The sequence below is a fragment of the Adhaeretor mobilis genome, from assembly GCF_007741515.1.
GTDB classification, from domain to species: domain Bacteria; phylum Planctomycetota; class Planctomycetia; order Pirellulales; family Lacipirellulaceae; genus Adhaeretor; species Adhaeretor mobilis.
Genome location: NZ_CP036263.1, coordinates 1,536,365 through 1,562,849, shown reverse-complemented (window position 1 = coordinate 1,562,849; position 26,485 = coordinate 1,536,365). Strand labels below are relative to the sequence as shown.

The 26,485-nt window shown below is 56.5% G+C and carries 16 protein-coding genes; 6 read left to right on the top strand and 10 right to left on the bottom strand.

The window, feature by feature from the left end; genetic code table 11:
• Positions 1-33: 33 nt before the first annotated feature.
• The 3 genes from HG15A2_RS06105 to HG15A2_RS06095 all read right to left on the bottom strand — a co-directional run bounded on the left by HG15A2_RS06105 (position 34) and on the right by HG15A2_RS06095 (position 4,220).
• Positions 34-1,161 carry a hypothetical protein gene (locus HG15A2_RS06105; protein WP_145058837.1) on the bottom strand — a complete coding sequence of 376 codons (1,128 nt, stop codon included), beginning with the start codon at positions 1,159-1,161 and terminating at the stop codon, positions 34-36.
• Positions 1,162-1,386: 225 nt separating this feature from the next.
• Positions 1,387-1,890: a hypothetical protein gene (locus HG15A2_RS06100; RefSeq protein WP_145058835.1), complete on the bottom strand. Its 504-nt coding sequence runs from the start codon at positions 1,888-1,890 to the stop codon at positions 1,387-1,389.
• Between the two features lie 56 nt (positions 1,891-1,946).
• Positions 1,947-4,220 carry a DUF11 domain-containing protein gene (locus tag HG15A2_RS06095; RefSeq protein ID WP_145058833.1) on the bottom strand — a complete coding sequence of 758 codons (2,274 nt, stop codon included), beginning with the start codon at positions 4,218-4,220 and terminating at the stop codon, positions 1,947-1,949.
• Positions 4,221-4,627: 407 nt separating this feature from the next.
• On the opposite strand from HG15A2_RS06095, the gene HG15A2_RS06090 reads away from it, so the two are divergent.
• Positions 4,628-6,106 (top strand): DUF1598 domain-containing protein, encoded by a 1,479-nt coding sequence (locus HG15A2_RS06090; RefSeq protein ID WP_145058831.1) that lies wholly within the window; start codon positions 4,628-4,630, stop codon positions 6,104-6,106.
• A gap of 118 nt (positions 6,107-6,224) precedes the next feature.
• Here HG15A2_RS06090 and HG15A2_RS06085 read toward each other — a convergent pair whose 3' ends face one another.
• From HG15A2_RS06085 to HG15A2_RS06075, 3 genes are all read right to left on the bottom strand, one after another.
• Entirely contained in the window at positions 6,225-7,613 is a 1,389-nt protein-coding gene (locus tag HG15A2_RS06085; protein ID WP_145058829.1) for a glycerate kinase type-2 family protein, read from the bottom strand.
• A gap of 35 nt (positions 7,614-7,648) precedes the next feature.
• A complete protein-coding gene (locus HG15A2_RS06080) occupies positions 7,649-8,053 on the bottom strand; it encodes a DUF423 domain-containing protein (RefSeq protein ID WP_218932355.1) in 405 nt (134 codons plus the stop codon).
• 285 nt (positions 8,054-8,338) lie between these two features.
• A complete protein-coding gene (locus HG15A2_RS06075) occupies positions 8,339-12,148 on the bottom strand; it encodes a general secretion pathway protein GspD (protein ID WP_145058827.1) in 3,810 nt (1,269 codons plus the stop codon).
• 445 nt (positions 12,149-12,593) lie between these two features.
• Here HG15A2_RS06075 and HG15A2_RS06070 point away from each other — a divergent pair, with 445 nt between their 5' ends.
• Positions 12,594-13,127, top strand: a complete 534-nt coding sequence (locus tag HG15A2_RS06070; RefSeq protein ID WP_145058825.1) for a VOC family protein — start codon at positions 12,594-12,596, stop codon at positions 13,125-13,127.
• A 45-nt stretch (positions 13,128-13,172) separates the two neighbouring features.
• On the opposite strand, the gene HG15A2_RS23815 is transcribed toward HG15A2_RS06070, so the two are convergent.
• From HG15A2_RS23815 to pilM, 3 genes are all read right to left on the bottom strand, one after another.
• Positions 13,173-15,272: a hypothetical protein gene (locus HG15A2_RS23815; protein WP_218932354.1), complete on the bottom strand. Its 2,100-nt coding sequence runs from the start codon at positions 15,270-15,272 to the stop codon at positions 13,173-13,175.
• A 228-nt stretch (positions 15,273-15,500) separates the two neighbouring features.
• Positions 15,501-16,916 carry a hypothetical protein gene (locus HG15A2_RS23810; RefSeq protein ID WP_218932353.1) on the bottom strand — a complete coding sequence of 472 codons (1,416 nt, stop codon included), beginning with the start codon at positions 16,914-16,916 and terminating at the stop codon, positions 15,501-15,503.
• 77 nt (positions 16,917-16,993) lie between these two features.
• Positions 16,994-19,162, bottom strand: coding sequence for a type IV pilus assembly protein PilM (pilM, locus tag HG15A2_RS06055; RefSeq protein WP_145058821.1), 2,169 nt, complete (start codon positions 19,160-19,162; stop codon positions 16,994-16,996).
• Positions 19,163-19,650: 488 nt separating this feature from the next.
• Between pilM and cmk the strand changes: the two genes are divergently transcribed.
• Both cmk and HG15A2_RS06045 read left to right on the top strand, forming a co-directional pair.
• Complete coding sequence (gene cmk, locus HG15A2_RS06050) at positions 19,651-20,319, top strand: (d)CMP kinase (RefSeq protein ID WP_145058819.1); 669 nt, start codon at positions 19,651-19,653, stop codon at positions 20,317-20,319.
• A gap of 35 nt (positions 20,320-20,354) precedes the next feature.
• Positions 20,355-21,668, top strand: coding sequence for an outer membrane protein assembly factor BamB family protein (locus tag HG15A2_RS06045; protein WP_145058817.1), 1,314 nt, complete (start codon positions 20,355-20,357; stop codon positions 21,666-21,668).
• A 181-nt stretch (positions 21,669-21,849) separates the two neighbouring features.
• Here HG15A2_RS06045 and HG15A2_RS06040 read toward each other — a convergent pair whose 3' ends face one another.
• Complete coding sequence (locus tag HG15A2_RS06040; protein ID WP_145058815.1) at positions 21,850-22,398, bottom strand: REP-associated tyrosine transposase; 549 nt, start codon at positions 22,396-22,398, stop codon at positions 21,850-21,852.
• Between the two features lie 330 nt (positions 22,399-22,728).
• Here HG15A2_RS06040 and HG15A2_RS06035 point away from each other — a divergent pair, with 330 nt between their 5' ends.
• Complete coding sequence (locus HG15A2_RS06035; RefSeq protein ID WP_145058813.1) at positions 22,729-23,691, top strand: hypothetical protein; 963 nt, start codon at positions 22,729-22,731, stop codon at positions 23,689-23,691.
• A gap of 387 nt (positions 23,692-24,078) precedes the next feature.
• Positions 24,079-26,019 (top strand): 30S ribosomal protein S1, encoded by a 1,941-nt coding sequence (locus HG15A2_RS06030; protein ID WP_145058811.1) that lies wholly within the window; start codon positions 24,079-24,081, stop codon positions 26,017-26,019.
• Positions 26,020-26,485 lie beyond the last annotated feature (466 nt).

Sequence of the window (26,485 nt, the reverse complement as noted above, 5' to 3'; positions counted from 1 at the left end):
AGTCGTAGAAATATTTAGTTGGCAGAGAAGCCCTTAGAACCAATTCAAAATCGTCGTCGCAATGTCCAGCTGCTCCGCTGCGGAGTCGGCCTGCTCGTCAGCAGTCACCTTCTCGGCAGGCTCCGCGGCTTCCGGCTTGCTGCTAAAGCGGTCCTGCGGGTTGAGCCGCTGGCTCATGCGGGTGAACTCAACCACTGGCTTCAGCGCGGCCACCGCACGTTCAGCAGCGGGCTGAATGAGCATGACATCGACAACCATGTGCTGAATGTCGTTCAGGGTCTCATCCGCCAGCTGCACGCTCGTTTGCATGTCCACCAATCGTTGCAGTGTGGCTTCCGCTTCGGTCAGATCGGTCGCCTCCGTGAGGACTTGGTCTTTCAAGTCCACCAAAGCATCGAGACCGCGTTGCGAGTCGGCAGCGCCCGCATGGGCTTCGGCAAGCACGTGCGATTGACGCTCCAACTGGCTCGCCAGTACGGCCACCTGCTTGAAGCTCTTGCCACTGGCCTCGGCAAGAGTCTGCTCGCTCGCAGCCAGTTTCGAGCGACTCAGAGCCACTTCCTCGCACAGGCTGTCTACCGCGTCAAGCGCCGGGGCGGCTCGATCAACGCGATCCAGTGCTCGGGTGAGCCGGCTCTGCAGTGCTTCGAGATTCGCCAGCGTGGCACCAGCTCGGGTGAGCTGTTGGTGCGAGGCTTTCATGTCGCGGCGCAAAATCTCCAAGTCGTCCACTGCATCGAGCACGCCGTCGAGCGTCTGGCTATGTGTAGCGAGACGCGACTGGGCCTGAGCGAGCTCTGCGAAATCGCCCGTACGAGTGGCGATAGCCTCAGCTTTCGAAGCGATGGCGTCCCAACGCTGGCTGATGGCATTGAGCTTGGCTTCCGCATCGGCAATGCGTGCGTTTTGCACGGAGAGCGATTCGATCACGCCAAGCGTTCCGTCAGCGGCAACCGTCTGACGGGTGAGCTGACTAACGGCTAAGTTCAGCTCGTGGCACTGCCGCTGCAACAGCAGCAGGTTGCGGTCAGCGGGGCGCATGTGACCGAAGTAAACGATTGCGACGGTAAGCCCCACGGCGGCTAGCAGTTTCCACCATTCGCCTTGCCCCTGATGCGAGGAAGAATTGTTGCGGTAACGTTCCGTGTTTTTTACTGACATCGAAGTGCCTCCTATGCCCAAGCGAGTCAACCGCCAAGATAGCGACCCGCGGTGTGATCCGTACACTCCTACAGATCGGCACTGATAAACGTTACCGTGTAAAGAAACTCTACGGGTCGGGTCGTTTGGACCGTTCCGAATAGTGGGGCCGTAGCGATCGCGCTAACGCCTAAGCACTAAGAGAAGCCATTTAGCCGCGGAGCTTGCTACTCGCTCGGCGAAGTTCTAAGGAGACCCCACTTCCAACCGCCAATCCCCTTCCTGCAAGAAACGCAATTCCACGATCCCCTGCAAAAACTCACCAGCAAGTTCAACCCGCCAGAGAGTTTCACTCCGCTCAAGCAACCGATACTCCCCCCCGTCGATCCGTTCCACAGAGCCTTTATCCACGCTTGCACGATTTTCAGGATTCTCACTTGTGATGGGTCCTTCGTAGTCGAGATACGCCAACCGGTGGTCCTGGATCTTTTCTGCGGCAACGATTCTTGAGTTTGCAAGCTCGTCCGGACGCGCACCGGCGGGCCGTTGGCCCGCGGCTATTCCCGCCGCTTTCGGCTTAGCAGCGCCCTCGTTCAATACAGACTTATTCCAAGCACTAGGCAATTCAAACAAATTCCAAGTCGCCAGCGCACCGCCATCCTCAAGCAAAAAATCCCAATGGCTACCTTTGGGGTCAGATTTCCCATAACTGGACGGGCACGCGTGCCAAAGAAGAACAAAGCGGGGCATGCGTTCTAAGCTAACACTGCCCCCTGCCCCCTGGCAACGGCCCACTTTTGGGGCAGCTACCGAATCATCTGCACGTTAACCGCATCGATCACGCCATTTGCCGAATTGCTGCTCACAGCTTCCGCCGTAATGGTGCCGCTGCCGGGCTGGTTCACGTCCGCGTTGAACTCGTAGGGTAGCACCTCCCGCGGACGAAGACTCTTGACCGGCGTAAAAACGATCGCGTTTTGCCCGGCATCGAACTCGGTTTGCACGTTTTGCGGTCCTTGAGCAGTCAATATGTCGGGTCTCATGCCTTGAGGAAATATGACACGCATGTAGACCAGGCCATCGACATTCTGGCCAACGTTTTCAATCGTCACGCGGTAACGCTGTCGCGTGCCAACTCGCACGGTGTCATTGAGCGATTCGAGGCGAATCTTTAGATTGCCATCGGCATTGGTTACACCGCCCGGCACAGTGCCGCCGGGGGCGCCGCCTCGAAGGGGTTTAATTTCGATGGTGTGCTCGCTCGCACTGCGATAGTTGCCCGGCACTCCCTCAGCTAGTGCGCTCACTTCGGCATAGCTAGTTGCCCTCAGCGAAGGCTGGAGGCCTTGAGCGTACACGTCGAAGCGTTTCGACTGCCCCACTTCCAAGCGTGGGATACGCCAGATGATGTCATTTCCGAGCTTTTCGTAGTCGCGGCCTGGTTGCGGTGCGAGCTCCACGGGGTAGCTATCACGAACCTCCACGTTCGTCAGCGCCGTCTCGCCTGTATTGGTCACGGTTACGGTAAACAGTGGCGACTCGCCAACGACTGCGTCGCGCGGACCAACCTTCTTGATTTGAACGCCAGCACGTGGCTCGGGTGCCGGCTGTACAGCATCCACGCAATCCCCCTTAGAGGCGCGTGCACCTTCCACACTACTGACGATTACCTCGTGGCAAATCCTGCCCGCTTTCGTGACGTCGAAAGTGATGTACTCAGAATTCTGCTGCCCTGGGGCAAGGATGTATTTCAAGTCGGTGGTGATTTCCTGCTCGCCCGTTGGATCAGCTAAGTGACGGAAGCCTCGATCAAAACGATCGTTAAGCGATAGTCCGGTCGCTGGCGCATCACCAACGTTCTTAATGATCACCTCAAAGCGAACCTGGCCGTCGACTTCTACCTGTCCTGGTGTAACGCGATAAATCTCCACATCCAACTGCGGCGCCGTGGTGGGCCCCGCTGGCGAAGGTTGACTCGGTATTGGCTCCAACGGCCGTGGCTCGCTGGGCAGTGGGGCCGGCGTGCCGGGGTTAAAATAAGGCTCGTTGCCGTTCCAGTTGACTATCGTGGCGCCGTTGCCGATGACCAGCTTAGGCGAACTTCCGCTGCCATAATCTGCTGGACGGACGAGTTGGGCATCAATCCGCGACTGATTCGCGCCCGAATCGGTCGGGGCGACCTCGACGGTGGCTTTTCCCTGCGCATCGGTGCGGACTTCAACAACTTGGCCAGTGGACTCGCTACGCAGTGCACCACCATCGGCCACTTCGTACCGAACCAGATAACCTTCCAACGGCATGCCATCGCTTTGGCGAGTGACGGTCGTGGTCAGCAATTGGGGTTGGCCATTGCTTTGCACGGTAGTGGGGGGGAAAGTCCATTGCACGTCGACCCAGTGGATCTGGGCCGTTGATTTTCTTGCGTTCCAAGTGGCGACGTTCGGCGCGTAAGCAGTGACGTAGCTCGTGCCCTCAACCGGCGAGGTGACGCTCACCCAGCCGTCGCCTCGGCGAATTGCCACATCGTCGCTCGGATCGGCCGTCCCGCGAGAAATACAGAGCGGCGAGGCAGCTGTGTAGCCGGTGGCGTAGTAGTTATCAATCTTCTCGGACTGGTTCCACGGTAGCAAAGCGCGCTGCAGTAGCCCTTTGCCGCCAACTTCCACAAACTGTCCGACGCCGTTGCGGGCGAGCTGCCACTGCAGCTTCTGATCAGAAAGCAAGTAGCCGCTCTTCTCACAGATGCCCGCCTTGATGACGACTTCGCTGCCGATGGGCGCGAGGATGCGCTCGGGCGAAACCTTCAGTACTTCCGGCGGGCGGGCAACTTGTACCGGCACAGCAGAAGTGGGTTGAGCAGGGAAGAACGGATCAGTCAGCACCGGCGGAGCGGTCGGATTACCCGCGGTGATAGCCGCCTGAGGCTGATCTTTCGGCCAAATCAAAAACCGCTCGCCAGTAGGATCGATCCTTGGCACTCTCAAACCGGCACATCCGCTCGTACCCAACAGGCACACCACGATCCCAACCGTCAAAGCGGCTGAGATCCAACGAGCAGAGTTTGTGGGGAGGGAGTTCATAGTTGTGGTTGTATTTTCGGGAGTGTACCGCCGAGGGCCCGCGCAGCCTCAATAGGACTGTGCGCGCATGGGCGGCGTTAAACTGTAACGCCTGGATCGGACCGTGATGTGTTTTTCCAACGCGACAGGTGGTATTTCCGCAACACGACCTGGGCGGAACAGTGGGTCGCACCGGCTATAGGGATCGTTCCGGGGTCCACCTCAGCTACTTTCACCAGCAGGCCGTCGCCTAGGCAGTAATTTCCCCGTTTCCCGCCGTATTTCTTGCTTCGCCGGCTCTCCCGAATTACCATCAGTAGAGTAGGCAGAGGCCCCAACAGATGGGGATTCTCTCTACTAAGAGAACTCAATCGGAACAGCACACGACCACGCAGGTCGTACTCAACCAGAGATACTCAGAGGTAATCATGGTTACTCGCAATCTCATCGTAAGTCCCTTCACCAAGGCTAACCTAGCTAAAGTCGGTCTGGCTGCGGCTGTTTGCCTGAGCCTGGCACTCGGAATGCCCGGCCAAGCAGTTGCCCAGTTCGGCGGCGGCGGTGGAGGAGGTGCTGGCGGCGGCGCTGGTGGTGGTAGCACCATCGGAGATAGTCCGTTCTCCGGCGTTGCAGTCGATGCCGATGGTGTGTTGCGACGTGTCGCTGCGACCGATGCCACCGGGCAGCTCATGCAGTTACGAGCTCGCCAAGCAAGGACGCAACTCGAGGCGGACCTCCAACGACCCAGCAAATTGCGGAAGGTCTCGCTCACACGACTCGGACGACTGATCGACAAGTCCATCGCTGAAGGCCATGGCCCTGACGAAACCATGCAACACCTAGCTGGACTCACGCGAGTCCAGTACGTGTTTTTCTATCCTGAAACAAACGACATCGTCGTTGCCGGCCCAGCTGAGGCTTGGGTCGAAACAGAAACAGGCCGAGTCATTGGCATAGAAACTGGCCAGCCGGTTATGGAACTGCAAGACCTCGTGGTCGCTCTTCGCACCTTTGCCCCTCATGGCAAGAAGAACCCGCTAGTTTACTGCTCGATCGATCCCACGCAGGAAGGCTTGCAACGCATGCAGCAGTTCCTGAGCAGAGTTGGCAGCCCACGGAGTATTGGCGATGCTCAGTTCACCAACTTTGTCGTCGAAGGCCTGCAGGAAAGCCTCGGTCTACAGAACATCACTATCGGTGGCGTCGCAGCCGATACGCACTTCGCCCAAGTGCTGGTCGAGGCTGACTATCGCATGAAGCTCATCGGTATTGGCCTGGAACGCCCCCCCGTACGTATTGCCAGCTATGTCGCCCTGGCCAACCCGGCTAGCGTGGCTCGCAACGCATTGCAGCGTTGGTTCTTCGTGCCTAATTACGAGCGCGTGAAAATCAGCGAAGACGGTCACGCGGCTGAGTTCGTTGGCGCAGGCGTGAAGCTCGTTGGTGAGGACGAAGTGGTCGGCGGCGATGGTGGGCGCACCGGCTCAGGACGCCAGAGCGGCGCCAGCAGGAAATTCACTCGCAGCTTTACTGACAACTACGAGCAATTGGCCCAACGGGCGCCCGTTTATGGTCAACTACGTAACTGCATCGACCTGCTAGTAGCTGCCGCGTTCATCCAGCAGAACGATCTCTACGAAGCCGCCGGCTGGGACCTAGGCAGCCTGGGTGAAGAGGCGACCTATCCCGTGCAAAACTACAACACCCCGAAGCAAGTCGCCACGGCTGTAAATAGCATGTGGAAGCAACGCCGGCTGATGACTCCTGTAGGTGGCGGCGTCGAGATCCGCGCCGATCAGGCCCTCAGCCCAGAGAATCGCCTTGCCGACGAAGGTGGCAACGTCGCCAGCATGCGAGATTCCATCGACTTGAGCGACTTGCCCGCCGACCAATGGTGGTGGGACTAGAGGAAAAGTGGAGCAGCGGATTGTGAAAGTGGAAGGACCGCCGGCGAGTTCCCGTTAGCCACCGATCTTGGTCGCCGCGATGTTTGCAGTGCCTCGTGCGTTGTCAGGCTCAGCGGCGCTACCGCCCCTGATTTACGGTAACCACTCTCAAGTCACAAACATTCGTATTCGTAGGACCCGTCTTCACAAGCCCACCGACCTGCTCAAAGAACGTGTAAGCGTCGTTCCGCAATAGATAGTCTGCCGGCGCGAGCTCCAATTCTTTAGCCTTCGCGACGATGCCCGCTGTGACGATCGCCCCCGCAGCATCGGTCGGGCCATCTTCCCCATCGGTGCCGCCGGAAATCAGGGACACGCCGTGCCAGTCTTCCAGCTTGTTCAGCGCAGCCAAACACAACTGTTGATTGCGCCCGCCACGGCCACGCACAACCTCAGAGACTAGCTTCACTACCGGCTCGCCCCCTGAGATCAAACAGTCTGGACCTGTGGAGTTGGGGTCGGTGCTGTTGGAGCCTGTCGAATCACGCATCGTTCGAGCCATTTCCCCAAGATGCATCCCCACTTCTTCAGCATGGCCTTCGGGCTCTCTCGCCGAAGTCATCGCGTGACTATATCCTAGCTGTTCTGCTTTGACGCCTGCTGCATCGACAGCAGTGGCGTTGTTGCCAATCACCAGGTTTACGACCTCGCACTGTTTCGATTGCTCGACATGCCTCGGCTGGTTACGAATTGCAGTAATCGCTCGTTGCCCAAGGGGACTCTTCGCTAGGCCGAGCTCTTCGAGAGTTGCAATCGCCGACTCCGGCTTAGGCTCACAGCGCACCGTGGGACCAGAAGCAATGGTTTTCAGGTCGTCGCCTAGCACGTCGGACAAGATCAGCGAGATCATCTGGCCCGCTCCACAAGCGTGCAGCAATCCTCCTCCTTTCACTTCGCTTAGCTCCCGTCGAACGGTGTTGATTTGCTGGATGGTCGCACCACTGGCAGACAACTCGCGTGTAATTTCGATTTTGTCAGCCAGTGAAAACCCGTCGATCGGCATGGGCAACAGGGCGGAGCCGCCGCCAGAGGTCAGGCAAATGCACAAGTCTCGTGGCCCGAGCGACTCGACGAGATTAAGAATTTCGCGAGTCCCCGCCACCGCTTCCTCAGTTGGTTCGTTCACCCCCGCCGGTCGGGCTGGGTGCAAGTGAATCCACTTGGTCGGCAGCAAGCAATCTGCCGGCAGATTCACCCAACCCCCGAGCTGCTTGGCTGCTGCAATCTGCGGGCCCAGCACGCCTTCCAGGGCAGCCGCCATGCCGGCACTCGCCTTGCCAAATCCAATGACGGCGATCCGCTCGACGTCCGCAAGCGACAACTCCAGATCACCCACCAGGAGCGTCTCTCCCACCACCTCGACCCACTGAGGGATCAAATGAGCTGGTCGTACCGCGTCGACCCCTGCGTTCCAAATAGCTAAAGCATCCTCGCGAAGTTGCGATTCATTGCGATTAGGCACATTCATGGAGACCCACCACTCAGCTCGACGAGAAATTCCCGTTAGACTCTCTTCCAAGATTCGACTGCCAGCAGTCCCCAACCCACAAGATAGGCTAAGCCGCCCACAGGTACGACCATGCCGAGTTTCTTCCATGTTGCTGGCCCCAGTGTCATCGCGTAGAGCGAACCGCTGAACAACAACACACCCAGCAGTAGCGCAACTGACGCAGCGCTGAGCAACCGGCTCGGCTCACGCATTGCGAAGCTCGCCAATGCCAGCAACCCCAGGCCGTGAACGAGCTGATACCGGACGCCCGTCTCCAACCATTCGGCTCGCTGAGCCAGGCTGGTCGTCCGCCCCAGCCTCTCCAGCATCTTCTCCAGGCCGTGCGCACCAAACGCACCGATCGCGACCCCCGTAAGCATAACGAGTGAACCGGCCAACAATATCATTCGGGGCGACATCGGGAGTTCCAAGGTTTCTACAGAAGCGGTAAACAAAGACAGCGCAATTCCAGCGCCGCATTAACTATAAACCGTTCTCGAGTTTCTTAAAGCACCACATCTCCCATTTAGCCGCGGTGCTTGCACCGCGATCGAACCAATTCTCGACACCCCCACCCTGTCAAAGCCCGAACCCATCGCCGCCGCCAACAGATGCCCAACAAGAAAAACGCCGGCCCGAACCAAAAGGCTCGAACCGGCGTTGCGTATTTCAGATGAACTCGTCTGCGATCTCAGTCTAGCAAACTAGTTTCGCAACCCGAGCCGTTCTTCTTCCTCTTCTTGGATGATGATGTGTGGCGTGACCATCATCATCAAACTGTCTGTTTCACGACCGATGCCCACATTGCGGAACAAGCGGTCGAGATACGGCACCTTGCTTAACAGCGGCACGCCAAACTCGTTGCGGCCTTCCCGTAATCGCTTGATACCACCGAGCAGCACCGTACCGCCATCGGGTACACTGACCGTGGTACTCACGGAGATTACCTGGAACGTCGGTAGCTGCACCGTGGTGCCGCTGCGAACCGTGGTTTGTGCGTCGTCATTGGATTCGTCATTTCCATCACCGTCGTCGTCTGTACTCATGCTCGAACTACTGGTCGTTTCCGAACCATCGAACGTAAAGGTTTGCACATTGCCGATCTGACTGAAGAATGGCACCAGCGTCAGTCGCACATAGCGTCGATCGTCAGACACAACCGCCTGAACCGTCATCATGGTTCCCTCGGAGAGCACCACAATCACTGGCTGTTGTGCCGCGGCGAATTCGCCCACCACGGGAATCACACTAATCACAAACGGTACAAACGCCGTATCCACGACTACGGCCTGCTGGCCGTTGAACAGCGTGACCTTTGGTGCGTTCAACTGGTTCGATCGACGGTCGCCCTGTGCGGCCGTAATAAAGAAGTACGCTTCGATATCACTAAGGATGGCAAAGCCAAACGTCGCGAAGTCGCTCGGCGTACCGAACTGAGGATTCGATAGAGTGAATGATCCCTGACGGAATTCGGTATCCAATGCCACGTTGAAGAGCGGTCCCGTGTTACCCTCAGTCGGACCGGTAAGACCAGCCGTTATGCTCGGTTGTCCTGAAGCGTAGGATTGGTTTGGCGGCGTCCCCTCAACTTGGGGTACGAACGGGATGTTATCTTCAATATTCAGGTCGAAGTCCATTCCGATACGTTCGAAGAAGCTATCCTGCAACCGAATAAAGCGAACTTCGATCGTGACCTGGAGATCTTGTTGGCGACGCAACTGTTCCAGCAAGTCACGTATCTGCTCGTGAACCCGCTGCGTTTGGCTTACCACCAGGCTGAGATTGGTCGGGAAAGGTCGAATTTCGCCCTCGCCGGTCCCGTTTTCCATCCAACTGTCGTGCTCGACCGTAGACAGAATCAAATCGATCAACGAATCGAAGTCTGCGTTCGCAGCACCACCTAGTGGCGGACCACCACCTCCGGAAGTGACACTGCCGGTATTCCCTGCGCCAAATTGTTGGCCCAGTTGGTTCGTACTCATGACTCCACTACCACGAGTCGTTGTGCCGTCGTTCACGATGGCCGACATCGGACCGGGGGTCCCCCCCAGGTTGCTATTCATGGCCGTCGCTGCGTAGGCATCGTTGATCAGACCTTGCAGCCCCATGTTGGTGCTAGGCACGAAGTTGGGGATCGGGACAACCAAGTCAGCTACGTTGTACGTCTCGATTTGCACATCACCATCGCGTATTTGCTCGCTGGTGATCTTGAGCACTTCGTCCTTCACCGCATAAGTAAGATGCAGTGGTTCGAGGATCAATTGCAAAGCACTTTTCAGCGATACTTGTCGCTTTAAGTCAATCGTGACAGGCGTATCGGAGCGAACACCCTCCTGGCTCAAGCCGAGCGGATCGAGATAGATATTGATGCCCGCCAATTCGGACAGGCCATCGATCACGCTCGATAACGGAGTTTCGTTGTAGCTTACGCTCACATCGGACTTAAGTTTCTGTTCGATCTCGAGCTCCCGAGCATTGCGTCGCGAAGCACGATCGCTCGCACTCTTACGATCGGCAATGTCTTTCCAATTCGCACCGTAGCCGTAGTCTCGCATCGAGTCCTCCAGCGCCTGGGCGCTGGTGCCTTTAATGTCGAGGAACGCGTTAGCTACGCCATTCTCGCTTTGTGCGATGATGTCTTGATTGAGCTGGTCACGACGGATGGTCTTCGCTTGACGCCAAATTTGCTTGGCAACCAATTCTTTCGGAGCCATTTCGTGCAGCTTGTTCGCTACCACTTCAGCTTCAGAATAGCGTTGCTCGTCCACCAGCTTATTGAACTGGTCGACCATTTCTGCAATTCGTTCGCCAACTTCCACTTTGAGTTTACTACGACGATCGTTCTCATCTAGAACCGCCTGGTTCGCAGACGCGAGGTCGATTTCCGACTGATTGTCTTTAATATATCTCTCGGTTGCTTCCAGGTTGGTCGTCACGCTCGAAAGCAATCGGCGCTGTGTAACCTCGTCGAGTCCCGAATCGCTAACCAGCTTGGTTGCTTCTTGCAGCAACTCTAGCGAACGATTGGGGTCGAGCTCACGAATACGCGTCGCTTCGGTTTGTTTCTTAGACACGTCCGACCATACTTGACGAGCAAGCACGGATTGGCCGGCACCAGCAGATTCCAACATGCCTGTGTTAGCACTCCGCGACGGCAACTCTCGCTTCTCGGCGGGAGCCACCGACAGCATCTGCAAGTGTCCTTGCAGACGTTGCTGGCTGATGATGTCGAGCGAGTCCTTCTGCTGATAGGCAGTGCGGAACGATTCCAAAGCTGCGGCACGCTGGCCGCTACGCAAGAGCTCTTCGCCCTGCTTGAGTAGTTCTTGCGGATTGTCGGGCCCCGGCTTGGGCAATGGCAACACCTCACCCTCGCTACCGACAGACTGCGGAGCTGTGATTAGCGGTTGTCCATTGTCGTAATCGTCACTTGGTAGCTCAACGGCTGGTAGCTGGGAAATCGTAGACTGGGCCAAACGGATTTCAGCGCGATTCGCATTCTTGTTTGAACTCTGAGGAATCGAATCATCAGCCACTGGGATCGGAAGTTCCAATCCAGCTGGCACAATGCGCGAATCTTCAATTGTGTTGCTCGCTACCGCTTGTTGCTGTTCCTGTTGCCGAATCTCAGCAATTTGTTGCAACACTTCTTGCGGCGTGATTTCATTACTAGCAAAGCGATCACTCAGTTCGGCCGCCTCGCTAGCGGTACGACTTGCTGTTTCCAGGTCACCCCAATAGGTAAGCGACTCAGCTTGTACGACTAGGTACTTGGCATAGGCATGTCGCCACGCGTCACCGCGCGGATCGGATTGGCGGACCTCGGCAATACGACGGCACTCTTCGATGGAAGCAGCAACCCGCTCGGGCGAATCTTCGTCCGCCTGGTATGCCACTTGTTGCAGTTGGGCACGACTTAGGTATTCCTCTGCCCGTGGCAAATCGCCAACCGACAACGCTTGTCGAGCTGTCAACAACGCTTGGTCGCTCACATCGCGTGAGCCCACCTCACGTGAGGTGGCGGCAGGAGCATCAATAGGACTTGCCGAATTGCTAGAACCCGCCGCTGTACCGGCACCCAAGAAGGGATCGTTCTTCAATTCTGCTGGTCCGCGTCCGAGCATGGCCAAAGGATTGAAACTCGGGCGACTTCCTGCCGCACCGGATTCCGCTTTCTTAGACTTGAGCCAATCAAGACGCACCCTCTGCGGGGTATCGCCGAAGTGGAGCTTGGGATAACGCACTTCCGATTGCTCGGCAACCGTCAGTAAGCGATCTGCCTCTTCCAGTCGACCAGCTTGCAGAGCACTGCGAGCTTCGCTCACCATCGCGTCAAGCTGTGTACGGTCGGTCGGTGCAGTAGGCTTTGCATAGCGCGACGGCGGGGCTGACTCCCCTGCTGACGAAGCAGGAGTCTCCGCCTGCGCGGCAGCCTCCGCGTACGAAAGTGAACCATGAACGAGTGCGGTCGCCGTCAATACGCTTGCGGCGAAGATTTTTGAAGTCCGTTTCAACTCAGTACTCCTTTTCGAGACGTTTTGATCCTCGCAGGCCTAATCCGTTGGGCCACAAGGCAACGCTCTGAGCGGATATATTACTTGTCTTGTTCTCTGCTGCCGCAGCGTGTTGACCCTTGAATAAGGCCGGTCGGCTACGTCATCTCTCGAAAAACTGTCGCCAGCTTTGCGAGGTCAGTTTTCGAGTAGGGTGCGATTGATACCGGTCGCCGATACACCGGTCAAGGCCAGTCGGAGAAGAGAACGAAAATTATCGCTAAGAGCACCAATTGCTAGCATAGTCGAGGTCGAACGCCCAGCAATCTTCGGTAGCGTGCACTCCGGTATCACACCGTGCACGTTTGTGGACGCTGATCAGATTCATCCCGATTCGAGCAGTTCTTACCTCACCAGAGTCCGCTCCATCGGAATCAGAAGCCGGCCCGCCAAAGCACTTTGAAATATGGTAAGATCGCCTGGGTTGATATCGCTGCCCAGGCAGAAGTCGCCCGTAAGCCGTGTGACGAGCCTAATAACAGAAGCAAGGCCGGAGGAGAAGCTATTGGAAATCACGCCATTCCACGTAGCGGTGCAGGTGAGGGATATCGCCGAGTCACGAAGTTTCTACACCGAGGTCATCGGCTGTACCGAAGGTAGAAGCGCCGATACCTGGATTGATTTCAACCTGTACGGACACCAGTTCGTGTGCCACTGCAATCCGAATCTGGGACCGGAAGGAAAGGTTGATCTCTGGTTCAATTCGGTAGATGGGCACGGCGTACCGCTGCCACACTACGGAGTCGTGCTTCCCATGCCAGAATGGAAGCAACTGGCAGAGCGTCTACGTCAGCACCAAGTTGAGTTCGTGGTCGAACCCTACATCCGCTTTGCAAATGCACCGGGGGAACAAGCGACGATGTTCTTGCTCGACCCTTCCGGGAATGCTTTGGAATTCAAGGCATTTGCCGACATCGAGCGGCAACTGTTTCAAACCTAAACCAAGGCGAAAATTAGCACTGCGCTGAACATCGAGTACCGGCGCTTAAAATTCGCCTCCGCCAAACTCGCCACCGCCATATTCGCCGCCACCGAAGCCGCGATTGCCGCCCGCTTTCGAATCGACGGCCGACTCGATGATTTCAGTGAATTCCTCAACCGGTTCGAGATCGTCTAGTTCACGCTGCCGGATGAGTCGGCCCGCAGCGTCCATGAATAGCACTTGAGTAGGCTCGGTGAGATCCTTGTTCTTGCTGGAGAACGCCTCTCCACCGTGGAAATCGACCAGCGTCATGCCGGTATAAAACGGAAAGTTGGGCTCCTTCTCGCCCTCTTCCAGCTCAAATCGCGCCGCCCAGATTATCTCTGCCTTCTCGAACACGTTGATCACGCTGCCACGCGTAAACCACTGGGAGATGGCGATCTCCGCAGCATGCCTGCTGTTGAGCGTCTTCACGACCAGCTTGGCTTCCGGCTCGTCATTGAAGTTGTTCTCGTTCGCCTCTTGGCCGCCTGCTACAAAGATCAAGCCAGGCAACGGAACGCTCACTACGGGACTCGGCTCGCTCCATTCGGTGAAGCGATACTTTTTGGAACCGGTCTTGCGTCGCTCGGTGACCGTTGGGTCAAGATACTTCACTGGGCGCTCGTCGTTTACGTCCTTCAGTGCAAATTTCACGCGATAGCGATAGCGTTTTCCCGGTTCCACCGTGCTATCGAAGAAACGGAACAACAGTTCGGAGGTTTTCATATCCCAGACAAAGGGGGGTAATTCTTGGGGACGTTCTGCAGGCATGCTCGCGCCACCCCCATATCCAGCGCCTCCGTATTCGCCTCCACCATACTCACCGCCTCCATAGCCTCCTCCACCAAATTCGCCGCCTCCGTATTCGCCTCCACCATACTCACCGCCTCCGTACCCTCCTCCGCCATATTCGCCGCCACCGTACTCGCCACCGCCATATCCTCGAGCACTCGGACGCGATCGTCTGTTTGGGGTTTTCACGATTCGATTGCCAAAATCGTCGAGTTCTACTTCGCCTTCGTCCTCAGCAGGCTCTTCTTCGACTTCCTCTTCATCCAGCAATGGATTCTCGAGCGAGGGTAGCGGCAACTCCGAGTGCGTCACATCTTCGCCCCAACTACGCACCGCCATTGGTGGTAGCGGGTGGGTGAGTAGCGGATGTGAATATCGCTTGTCGATTACGTCCTGCTGAATAGCCTGTCGTGGCCAAGTTTGTTCAATATCGATAATGTACTTGTCGGACACCTTGGCGATCGTCTGCCATTCACTTTGCTTGCCATGAGTGAGTTCGGCTCGTTGAACGTAGTAGCCGTAGTACTGCGGTACATCGTCCTTAGCCACATAGCCGCGGGCCGATTCCAGGGCATCACGATAGAGCTGCATTTGTGTTTCGTAGGGCACACGAGCCAGCACAGTCGCCCAAGACTTTTCACGAGTGATGTCTGCGATACCTTGAGCGCCGGCCGCTCCACGAGGGCGCACGACAATCGCGCCGTCAGGATCGGTCGAAGCACGCTGACCGACGCCACCGCCGTACTCTCCACCACCGAACTCTCCTCCTCCGTACTCGCCGCCGCGGCCGCCGCGGCCCCTTTCCGAGTCCTCCTGAGCCGCTTCGCGTTCTCTCTCGCGACGCTTAATTTCTTCCTGCGCCTTGTTGTAAGCAGCAATCTGACGTCGGCGAATCTCGTCCTCATCGGCTGAGGCCCACAAACCCGAGCCGGCATTTACTTCCAGATCAATCGGCGCCAGCAGCGGCGGATCCATACGATAGCCGACGGCAGCCATCACTGGCTGGTCCCAACTCATCTCCCACGGCTTAAAAGCACCTTCTGGCACTGCCGTTAGCACGGCCCCACTCCCTTTCACGGGCACCGCATCGGCAACCTTCTTTTCCTCAGGGTCGAAATCTTCCCATTTCATGTTGGTCACATGCTGGTCGGCATTTCGCACATTGGTTTCTAATCTGTCGGGGTAATTGTTCTCATCCAAACGTTCGCGCCCCATTGAGGACCAAATGAGCATGCCCGCGCAGGCGACAATACCCAACATGGCAATTTTCTCACCATGCTTCAGCAGGAGTCTGACAATCGCGTTACCACTTTTTAGTTGTTTGCCCATCGTGATACTCGAACGTTACAGTTGGGGGAGGTGCATGATTATTGAACCGCCAAAGACGCCAAGAGCGCCCAGGGGAAACCATCTTGGGTTGCACTCGAATTGCACTTCTCAGTCAAAATAAATCAATACGAATAGGAAATTCTATCGCCGCATCGAAAAAGATGAATAATCTCTAGTTGCGTCAAACTACATCTTTGCGCTTTTGGAGGTCCTAAAGCTAAAGGGTTCTCATTTAACAGTCGTTGTACTAGCATCGGCGAGGTCTTCTTCTTCCGCAGATCCAGGGATCTGATCGTCTTGCGGTTGGAAGTAAATCGAAACGACACCCAAGATTTCGACATTGGCCAATTCACGCATCGCGCCAGGTGTGGCGCCACGACGGTTACGGGAATTGCCGTACTCGCCACCACCACGTGCACTGCCGCCAGTGGAGCCGAATCCTTCGCCTGACTTCTCAGGATTCACACGCAGTCGCTTTACTTCTACCGGCAGACTGGCATTGGCACACTCAACGAGCACCTTGGGAATCCAGCGTTGATCCATTTCCAGTACCATGCGGATCGGCAGTCGGCGGAACGTTTTACCAAGTTCCTCGACGCTGGTGGCTTGGATAGGAGCACCGGTGCTGTCTACGTAACGTCCGGCGAGCAGCTCCTCGTCGCCTGCTGATCCGCCGCCTCGACCGTATTCCCCGCCTCCAAACTCGCCTCCACCGTACTCGCCGCCGCCATACTCGCCACCTCCATACCCGCCGCCACCGTACTCACCACCACCACCATATTCGCCACCGCCGAATTCGCCGCCGCCATATTCACCCCCTCCGCCTGCAGCAGCTTCCGGCATGAGGATACTGCCGATTCCTTTGTTTACGCTGGCGGCTTTTTGACCGACTTCGAGTTGAAGAATTGTGCTAATCGCCGTGTTGTCAGGCCGTGTCGCGCCCTTCGCTTGGTTGGTGTCGGCAATCACTTTCAGGAGCGTTTCATAAACCCACAGGTCTTCTTGTGTGACCCAAATCTGGCGTGAACTGGGCTGTCCCGCAAACTGCATCTTGCCAGCCACCACGTTTTGGTCGAGCCATTCCACGAGGTAATCGTCGTCGTCCTCGGTAGAGCGGCGTCTTGTGACTCCGCCCCCGTATTCACCGCCGCCATAGTCGCTACCGCGAGCGGAACTCGGGTCGCCCACTTCGTTCCTAGCCTTCACGATTTCCAGCAGGCCTTTGAATCGCTTTTCAATATAGTTGTGATACTCGCTTCGCGACTTGTTGGAAATTCTTGCGTCGAACTGCTTGTTCTTGATCTCGTTAATAAACTCCGGCCCGAGGACTTCCGGCCAGTAGAGCACCTGTTCTTTCTGTGCATCAAACAGACTGGTCCACAACTCGAGCACCCGTTTTCTCAGCACGCGGGTTTCCGCACGATCCTTCTCGTTCACTTGGTCGTTGCCGTGAAATTGTGCTGAATTAATCGCCTGAACTCCGCTGAATTTCCCTTTCACTTTGGTGAGCTCACTTTTGAACTCTTTGTCGATATCGCTCGCAGCAGACATCCAGCAGAGCGATGCGATGAGCACGCCTGTAACCGTGAGCACCCAAAAGCGCTGCTGCCACATGACTCGAAAGAAAGTGCGAATATTGTCCATGGCCTCGTTGCTCCTCAGCAATTTGGGAATGTCATCCCGGCGTGCCGGAACTCCCTATCGATTCTTAAATTGAGTTCTTAATTGACTGCTACTTCGTCGCTCTCGGCTGCTGCGGCCTCTTGGGCTGCCGCTTCAGCCGCCTCGCGTGCCGCCCTAATCTCCACACGTTCGCGTCGCGTCTTGGGCGTCCAGGCGAATTGCACCACAAAGTTGAATCGCTCCAACTCGATATCCTTCGACTCCTCCTCCCCCTCAGCTTCCCCGCCATCGCCGTAATCGCTGAGAGCAGACGCCGCCCGTCTTCGACCACCAGAGCCAAGCAACGCTTCGTCAGGGTTCTTGATCTCTTTCACAAGCTTCATTTCGCGAGCCACGTAGGGGTAGCTAATCCCCAGGTCGGCAATCGGCACATCGATCAGCGCATCGTCCGTACCATCAGGCAATTGCACGGTGCCTTCTTCAAGCTGCTTGATGAAGGTCTCATTCACAAATTCCTTGCGCTGCATTCCATCACGTTTGTTGTGATAGTGATAACAAGTCAGCTGGATCACCCAGCCCGGCCCAGACATCCCTTCGCCGCCCTCTGCTTCGGAGTCCCCATAGTCTTCCTCAAGTGGCTCTTCCGCTCCCGCTTCCGATTCGCCCCCACCCGATTGCGAGCTGAAACGCTTGTCTTGGTAGTCGGCTTCAACTAGGGAAAACCACTCGTCTGCTACGCTTTCAAAATACTTCTGGTCCATCGCTACGATGTGAATCTCTTCACGCGACATGATATCCTCGGCCGTCTCTTTGCGATCTTCAGGCTTGCGGGTGTCGCGCGGCAGGGCAGCGTTGATCGCTTTCGTGAGCTCTAACCAAGAGAGCCGACCCTCTACGTTGCTGACAAGGTCTTCGCCTAGCTCTTTGATCTCGTCGAAGTTCGCATGATTCTCGCTGCGGGTGGATTCCAACCCGCTCGCCTTTTGGACGATGCGATCTGCCGAGCCTAGCGCTTTCTGCATAGCGTCAGTCCTGGTTTCGCTCCAAGCGGAAACGTGGGTGACGTAGTTGAACGCTAACCCCGCCAAGATGGCAGCTGCGCCAGCAACTGCCCACGGCTTCTTCGCTCGGATGAGCCGCGTTCGCACAATTTCTTCCGGCAGCAAATTCGTGGCGATCTCTGCCTTACCCAAAGCCTGAACACACAGCCCGTAAGCGGGTGCGAAGGAGAGGATGTTGTCCTTGTAAACTTGCGTTCCCGAAACGCTACCAGCAGACAGGTTGTTGAATTCTTCGATCGCATTGACCGGCTGTTCCAAATTTTGCGCCAGATAACGCTGCAAGCCCGGCAGCTTCACGGCATTGCCCAGAGCAATCACATCGCCAATCTTGGCCGTCTTGTCGATGCTCTTAAAGTACCCCAGTGATCGCTGAATTTCAGCTAGCAAGTCGCTAAACACGGGCCGCATCGCCTGAAAAACGGCCTTCGGGTCGTCCGCTTGCGTTGCGTTGCGTTTCAGGTGTTCGGCCTTAGCAAAAGTGAGCTTCAGCTCTTTACTAAGCGCCCGTGTGAAGTGGCTGCCGCCGATGGGGATGTTTCGTTGCCAAACACGGTAGCCGTTGGTTACGACCAAGTCCGTTGTATCGGTGCCGATGGCAATCACCACGGTCGATGGTGGTGGGTCTTCCGGGTTGTAGGGTTGATCTCGCAGATCGCCCAAACGGTCGAAGCACACATAATTGTAAACCGCTAGCGGTGCGAGTTGGATGTACTCCACATCTATGCCCGCATCTTCCAACGGCTTCAGTGCCCGCGCCACCTGATCGCGTTTCATAGCGAACAAACCGACTTCTGGCTCTAGCGCGAACTCGTCTTCCTCGCTTCCGCCAGTGAGTTGCTGGTAATCCCAGACCACATCCTCCAGAGAGAACGGAATTTGCTGTCGAGCCTCGTACTTGACGATGTCGGGAATCTTCTTCGATTCGACAGGAGGCAACTTGATGAATCGGGCCAAGCCGCTTTGGCCAGCCACGGAAATGGCCACTTTGTCGCCGGCAATTTCGTTGCGTGATAGAAACTGCTCCAACGCATCGGCCACCAACTCATCCGGATTGGCTTCGGGCTGAGTGAGTATCTTCTCGTACTCGATGAAGTCGAAAGACTCGACCACCAACTGATCGGCATCCGTTTCGTGCGCGCGGCACTTGAGCGCTTTGAGCGCGCATTGCCCGATATCGATACCCCAGACCGCGTTTCCTTTGGCCATCGTCTACTACCTCTGTTCCGGTGACTTCGTATGAAAAGATTGGCGCCGGCATGATGGGGAAGCGACTGACGCATCGTAATGCGACCACTTCCTCCGCCACGCTAACTTCCCCAGGTCGGCTGAGCCGAACTGTTTCCCCTCAACACTCTGAAAAGTATTAGTACTCTACGACTACTTGCCTCTTGCTTCTCTGTAGTGAATTATCGAGAAGTCAGGCCCTCTGTCAAATTCTGAAGCTATCTCCGCACTCAACGATTACTTCACACTCCCTATTCTAGTCGAGAACTGGCCCATGTACAGATTCTCGTTGGACTTACGTCCAGAGTAGTCTACTGGGAGCCTGCCGCTTGTAACCCTCCAAGAATCAGTCGATAACAGCCCGTGGAAGCCACGTAACGCCCATGTAACAAGCATGCCGGTGTTGGACAGGCTAAGCCCGTCGCTACATTACTATCTCTGCCCTCCCGCTGCCCCCTACTTTTACCCTCATGATCGTTACTATCGACGGCCCCGCAGGAGCCGGAAAAAGCAGCGCAGCCCACCGCCTAGCCGACCGGCTCGGCTACCGTTTCCTGGACACGGGTGCCATGTACCGAGCGATCACCTACGCCGGGCTCCAACACGGAATTGATCTCACCGACGAGAAAGCTCTCCTCCAGGTTGCCCTGGCCAGCGAGATTCAACTCGCCGGCGATAAAATTGTGCTCGACGAGGTGGACATCACCAACGCCATTCGGACCTTCGAAATCACCACCCTCACCCGCCACGCCGCCGACAACCGGGCCGTACGCGAGCATCTCACCCAATTACAGCGCCAATTCGCCGCTGAAAGCAAACAGACCGGCCAAGGCATTGTCACCGAAGGCCGCGACCAAGCCACCGTCGTGTTCCCAGACGCTGAGTGCAAGATCTACCTCACCGCCAGCGAGCAGGCCCGCGCCCAACGCCGCTACGAAGACCTACTCAACCGCGGCGAGCAAGTCGACTATACCGGTGTACTAGAAAAACAACGCCACCGCGACCAGCAAGACCTCAACAGAAAGGTCGGGGGTCTAGCTCTCACAAACGAATCGATCGAAGTTTCCACCGACGACATGACGCCCGACCAGGTGGTCGACGCATTGGAAAAGATAGTGCGAGATCGACAACCCTCGTAGCAACAGAGCCAGTCCCCCGATCACAAACAAACGCCATGCCATCAATCCTGAAACTACTCGCCTGCCTTCTCATCGCTTCCAACGCGAGTGCCCAGGAAGCCTCGTGGCCACAATTCCGCGGTCCCGGCGGCCAAGGCCACGCCACGGAGGAACACGCGCCGCTCACCTGGAGCGAGACAGAAAACATCCGCTTCAAGACGGCCATTCCTGGGAAAGGATGGTCTTCGCCGGTGGTGCTCGGCAATCAAATCTGGCTCACCACGGCCATCGAAACTCCGCCGGACCCAGCGGAACTCGAACAGGCACGAGCAGCGATCCCCAATGCGGAGACGCACCAGCTTGCAGGTGAACTCTCTCTGCGAGCCGTCTGCGTAGATCGCACCACAGGTAAGCTCATCCATAATATCGAACTCATCAAGGTCGAGCAGCCCAATGCCATCCACCCCCTGAACAGCTACGCCTCGCCAACTCCGGTGATCGAGCCCGGTCGACTCTACTGCAACTTTGGACGCTACGGTACCGTTTGCGTGAACACTGACGACCATTCGATTGTGTGGAAGAAGCAGTTCCCGATTGAGCACTTCGTCGGCCCAGGCAGCTCGCCTGTCCTGTGCGACGACAAACTGGTGCTCACTTGCGACGGTGCAGACAAGCAGTTCATCGTAGCGATCAACAAAGCCGACGGAGAGAAAGTCTGGAAAGTCGATCGCCCGGCGATTCGCGTCAAGGATCCCGACATGCGCAAGTCGTACTGCACGCCGTTAGTCGTACAACACCTAGGTAAGAAGCAAATCATCATCCCCGGCGCACAGTGGATCGTCGCCTACGCCCCGGCCGACGGCAGCGAAATCTGGCGAGTCGACCACGGCCAAGGCTTCTCCATCGTGCCCCGCCCCGTGACCGACGGCATGCACGTGTTCTGCGCTACCGGTTTTGCCGGCGTCGGCATGTTGGCCGTACGCCTCGGAGGGAGCGGCGACATCACCGGCACGCACCTCGAATGGAAAAACCACAAGAAGGCTCCCAACCAGCCCTCCCCCATTCTCCGAGAGGGCCGACTCTACACAGTCAACGACCAGGGCGTCGCCCAATGCCTAGAGTCCGCCACCGGCGAGGAACTCTGGAGTAAACGCCTCCCCGGCGCATACAGCGCGTCGCCGCTATTGATCGACGAGCGGCTCTACTTCTTCAACCGCGAAGGCCTCACAACAGTGCTATCAACCACCGGGAAGAAGCCCGAGGAGCTCGCCAGCAACCAACTCGACGGCCAGCAAATGGCCACCCCCGCGGTGGTGGATGGGGAATTGATTTTGCGCACCGATACGCATTTGTATGGGATTGGGAAGTGATAACATTCCAATCTGCAGAGTGCCGTGAGCGCAGCGAAACGCACCTTGAGAAGAGATGGGTAACGGGTCAGCGCTCGAAGTACACCTGCTGAACCAATCGCCGTGCTGGTTCCTTCGGTGTAGCTAGACCGTTCTGTGGTGCGTTTCGCTGTCGCTCACGACACCCTACATACAATTTTAGTTACTCGAAATACTTGAACTCATCGCCGTACCAAACATCTGCGCTGCCCCAATCGGTTGAGTACTCCCCCGCGGCAACGAATCGATGGAACGACGACCAGGGCCAATCCACCACGCGCTCAACTAAACCGTGCTTGAGTGGATTGACGTGTGCATAGTCGACACAACGTTTGAGATCAGTATCATCGTCACACGTATGTTCGAAAAAACGTCGCTGCCAAACCGCCTGCTCGCCACGTTTCTGGCGGCTCTCTGAACGAGCGCCAAGTGGTCCACCCTGCTCTCGCCAGAGCGTCGTGAATTTAGCTTTGATGCGTTGCCAGCGTTGGGAGTAATCGACATCCCCATCGGGCAATTGCCAGACCGTGTGTAAGTGATCTGGAAGTAGTACAAAGGCAACGACTTCAAACGGTAGCTCTTGCCGTACGTATTGGATTGCAGTGCGCAAGCAAGCCCGACCGAGATCAGTCGTTAGAATCGGTTTTCGCTGTTGAGTAACCACGGTAAAGAAATAGGTTTGCCCAGAATAGTTGCGAAGGTAGTCGCCCATAGATGCAGTATACGCAGCCTGGAATCGTAGGGTGCCGCACTTATTGAATTCGTAGGGTGTCGTGAGCTTTAGCGAAACGCACCATGACTACAAGCAAGAGTTGGCATGTCAGCTTCCAATGCCAACGGGAATTCATACTTTTACGCCTACATCCATCCGTGCAAGAAGGTGCGTTTCGCTAAAGCTCACGACACCCTACAGCCAATACGATATCCAAGTTCTAGCAGGTGGCCAAAAATCGCACGCGAAATCGTGCCACCACCTCCGCTAAAATGCACGGTCCTTGCGCGCTCGCTGCGCGTCCTCTAGAACCCAATGCGGAGTTTGCCCATGAAATCCTCGGACACAGGAACTGAAAACCAGTCAACGATCGGCCGACCGCGATTGCTCGCTGACCCAGCAAAGCAAAAGTCGCTTTGTTCGATGGTGTCTGTCGGACTAGGGATTGAAGCTGCGGCACGACACGTGGGCTGCTCTTCTTGGACAGTGCGCCGTGAAGCTCAGCGCGATCCCCAGTTTGCGCAGAAGCTGCGCGAGGCACGAACTTCCGCACAACTCTTTCCGCTGATGACGCTACGTAAGAAAGCAGACACGCACTGGCGAGCGGCGGCTTGGCTATTGGAGCGATCGTGCCCTGAACAGTTCGCACGCAAGAAACCAAAGACGGTCTCACCCGGGAAGGTTCTCGACACACTGGACGAAATTGTCTCGATCATGGCAGAGCAATGCGACAGCCAAGAACAATTCGACGCGATGCGTGAACGACTGGAAACGCTGCAGCAGGAGCGTTTCGGCATGTGCCCAGAAGTAACAGCTCGCACGCCGAAGCCGAAGACTGAGGCGGATCGCTTCTCGGAGAAACTCAAGCGAGAGACGGAGGAACTGCAGGACCGTCCCTTCAGGATTGCCCCGGCGGCGTCTCCAGAGCCCCAGACACCCCAGCCCAATAGTCCTAAGCCGCAGCTTCGACAGTCAAAACGGCGAAAGCCACTTGCTCCCAATCCCCGTGATCTCGAGTCTTTACCTCCCAAGATTACCTCTCCTCGCCAAACTTCGTGGAGACACGCTGCTGCTCGATTCGACGAATCCGCCTCACAGCGAGCTGCAGGCAACCCGGTTGTGCGCGAATTGTACGGCATCATGGAAGAGATATGCTTAGCAAAAGCCCGTGAGCTGGAATCACCGCCAAGAGCGTCAGACACTACAAAACCAGGGGTGATTCAAGAATCTCGTCCTCAGCCGCCGGGGACTTTCGCTCACAGAAATACAGATTCCGAGCAAAAGTCGCCTTAGCCAGGACCGTGCCCCCGATTCGAATCAGCCCCGAGCCGAGAGGCTTGAGTCGTCGGCTCAACTCCTAGCCCACAAACAACTTAACCCGATTGTGGCTCCCCACGGACTGTGATAGAATCGCAGGCTTCGCTTGGTCGAGAATTTTTTGACTGTATCTATTGTAGATGCAACCTCGACTGACAGAACTCTAACCAAGGAGATCGTTCAGTTAGTGAGCAGTAGGCAGTAGGCAGTAGGCAGTCTTGTTGACCAGCTAGTTTCGATAGTTGGCCAATGAAACTGCCCACTGCCCACTGCCCACTGCCGACTTGAATCCGGATTCAGGCAACTCGTCTCTAGCAAGTCAACACTCTGCTCAACGCCCTCCACGTAGGTCTCTCTTTTTCCATGGTCAACCGTAACTTAATTCGCGAATTCGATGTCTCTGAGGAAGATTGGGAAGCAGCCATAGGAGATATGGCGCCCGATGATATTAGCTGGCTAGGCGGCGAAGACATCGACGTCAACCAAATTGTTGAAGGTACTATCATCCGCATCGACGACGAGTTCGTCCTCGTGGATGTCGGTTACAAGAGCGAAGGGTTGATCCCCAAGGACGAGTGGGAACCTGAGACCGAGGGAGAAGAGATCGAGCCGCCCGAAGTGGGCCAGAAAATCCGCGTGCTCGTCGAAGATGTCGAAGACGCGCAAGGCCGCACCGACGAACGCGGCATGATCGTGCTCAGCAAGAACAAAGCTGAGAAGATTGAAAAGTGGATGAAGGTCATGGAGACCGTCCACGAAGGGGACGTCGTCTCTGGCGAAGTTACTCGCAAGATCAAGGGTGGATTGCTGGTCGATATCGGCGTGAACGTGTTCCTCCCTGCCAGCCAGGTAGACATCCGTCGTCCGCACGACATTGGCGAATACATCGGCAAGACGATCGAGTGCATGGTGCTCAAGATCGACGAGGCACGCCGCAACATCGTGGTCAGCCGCCGCAGCCTGATCGAAAACCAACGTGCCGAAAAGAAGGCCGAACTACTCAAGACTCTCGAACTCAACGATCGCCGTACCGGCATCGTCAAGAACATTGCGGACTTCGGTGCATTTGTCGACCTGGGCGGCATCGATGGCCTGTTGCACATCACCGACATGAGTTGGGGACGCATCAATCACCCCAGCGAAATGGTCAAGATCGACGACGAACTGGAAGTCGTGATCCTGAACATCGATTACGAAAAAGAGAAGATCGCCCTCGGCTTGAAGCAAAAGCACGCCAGCCCGTGGGAAAACGTGGCCTCGAAATACCCCGTGTCCGAGAAGGTCAAGGGTACGGTCGTCAACGTGATGAGCTACGGTGCGTTCGTGAAACTCGAAGATGGCATCGAAGGTCTGGTGCACATCAGCGAGATGTCGTGGACCAAGCGAATCAGTCACCCTTCGGAAATCGTCAACATCGACGACGAGATCGAAGTCATCGTGCTGCGTATCGACGAGCAAAAGCAGGAAATCTCGCTCGGCATGAAGCAAACCCAAAGCAACCCGTGGGAAAAAGTCGCAGACAAGTACCCCACCGGGGCGATGGTCAACGGCAAGGTTCGCAACCTCACCAACTACGGTGCGTTCATAGAAATCGAAGAAGGTATCGATGGTCTATTGCACGTGAGTGACATGTCGTGGACCCGCAAGATCAGCCACCCAAGCGAAGTCGTCGAGAAGGGCGAAGAGATCGAGTGCAAAGTGCTTTCGGTTGATCAAGAACGCCGCCGCATCGCGTTGGGACTCAAGCAACTCGACGAAGACCCGTGGTCTGCGGACATCCCCGATCGCTTCCAACAGGGACAACTTGTTACGGGCAAGGTTACGAAGATCACCAACTTCGGTGTGTTCGTCGGCCTAGAAGATGGACTCGAAGGCCTGCTTCATATCTCGGAGCTTTCCGACGACAAGATCGAGAACCCACAGGATGTTGTCAACGTGGGCGACGAGTTGGAAGTGAAGATTCTGCGGGTTGATACTGAAGATCGCAAGATTGGTCTGTCACGCAAACGCGTCGAGTGGGCTGAGGAAGACGAGATTCGCGCTGCTGAGGAAGAAGCCGCAGCCCGCGAAGCTCCCGGCGACCTCAAGGGTGGCATGGGCGACGACTCCGGTCCGTTGTTCAAGATGGCCGAACCAGAACCAGCCGTTGAAGAAGCTTCACCCAAGGAAGAGGCAGCTGAGGAAAAGCCTGCCGAAGAAAAGCCTGCCGAAGAAGTCAGCGAAGCTGAGGAACCGGCAGCGGAAGCAGAAGTCGCTTCTGAAGAAGTCGCTTCTGAAGAGGAAGCTGCAAAGAGCGAAGCTTAAGCTACACCCTCGTTCCCACACTCCCGCGTGGGAACGAGCGGATGCCGATAATCTCAACCAAACCGGCCTCGTGGGCTCTAACCCGCGGGGCCTGTTTAATTGGTACGGCCCGCGCGCACGGCACAGCCGCTGTTCTGTGACTAAGTGTTGCACGGGGACCAAGCGTTGCACTGCGTTTAAATAGTGTACAGCGAAGTTCTTCCCACTTCATGCAGCCCGCGGCGTCTGCGTGTCGATGCTATCAGTGCAAGAAAAAAGTTTGGCCAGATGCTGGAAACTCAACGCTGGGAGCGTGGGGTCAGCTGTGAGCCTCCCCCCTAGAACTTACCAAGCCCGCCCCGGGAATTCGTCATTGCAATCACTTGAGCATGGATGCCGTCAAGTTGGTTTGAAGCCGAAATCCCTTTAACAACCCCCAAGCGTCCGCCGACCCGCCCGTCGATCCGCAAGCTACGCGCCCTGTAGC

Coding starts and splice junctions, on each gene's coding strand:
- HG15A2_RS06045 (WP_145058817.1), top strand. CDS start 20,355: ATGCCATCAATCCTGAAACTACTCGCCTGCCTTCTCATCGCTTCCAAC.
- HG15A2_RS06070 (WP_145058825.1), top strand. CDS start 12,594: ATGGTAAGATCGCCTGGGTTGATATCGCTGCCCAGGCAGAAGTCGCCC.
- cmk (WP_145058819.1), top strand. CDS start 19,651: ATGATCGTTACTATCGACGGCCCCGCAGGAGCCGGAAAAAGCAGCGCA.
- HG15A2_RS23810 (WP_218932353.1), bottom strand. CDS start 16,916: ATGGACAATATTCGCACTTTCTTTCGAGTCATGTGGCAGCAGCGCTTT.
- HG15A2_RS06100 (WP_145058835.1), bottom strand. CDS start 1,890: ATGCCCCGCTTTGTTCTTCTTTGGCACGCGTGCCCGTCCAGTTATGGG.
- HG15A2_RS06035 (WP_145058813.1), top strand. CDS start 22,729: ATGAAATCCTCGGACACAGGAACTGAAAACCAGTCAACGATCGGCCGA.
- HG15A2_RS06090 (WP_145058831.1), top strand. CDS start 4,628: ATGGTTACTCGCAATCTCATCGTAAGTCCCTTCACCAAGGCTAACCTA.
- HG15A2_RS06085 (WP_145058829.1), bottom strand. CDS start 7,613: ATGAATGTGCCTAATCGCAATGAATCGCAACTTCGCGAGGATGCTTTA.
- HG15A2_RS23815 (WP_218932354.1), bottom strand. CDS start 15,272: ATGGGCAAACAACTAAAAAGTGGTAACGCGATTGTCAGACTCCTGCTG.
- HG15A2_RS06080 (WP_218932355.1), bottom strand. CDS start 8,053: ATGTCGCCCCGAATGATATTGTTGGCCGGTTCACTCGTTATGCTTACG.
- HG15A2_RS06040 (WP_145058815.1), bottom strand. CDS start 22,398: ATGGGCGACTACCTTCGCAACTATTCTGGGCAAACCTATTTCTTTACC.
- HG15A2_RS06030 (WP_145058811.1), top strand. CDS start 24,079: ATGGTCAACCGTAACTTAATTCGCGAATTCGATGTCTCTGAGGAAGAT.
- HG15A2_RS06095 (WP_145058833.1), bottom strand. CDS start 4,220: ATGAACTCCCTCCCCACAAACTCTGCTCGTTGGATCTCAGCCGCTTTG.
- pilM (WP_145058821.1), bottom strand. CDS start 19,162: ATGGCCAAAGGAAACGCGGTCTGGGGTATCGATATCGGGCAATGCGCG.
- HG15A2_RS06105 (WP_145058837.1), bottom strand. CDS start 1,161: ATGTCAGTAAAAAACACGGAACGTTACCGCAACAATTCTTCCTCGCAT.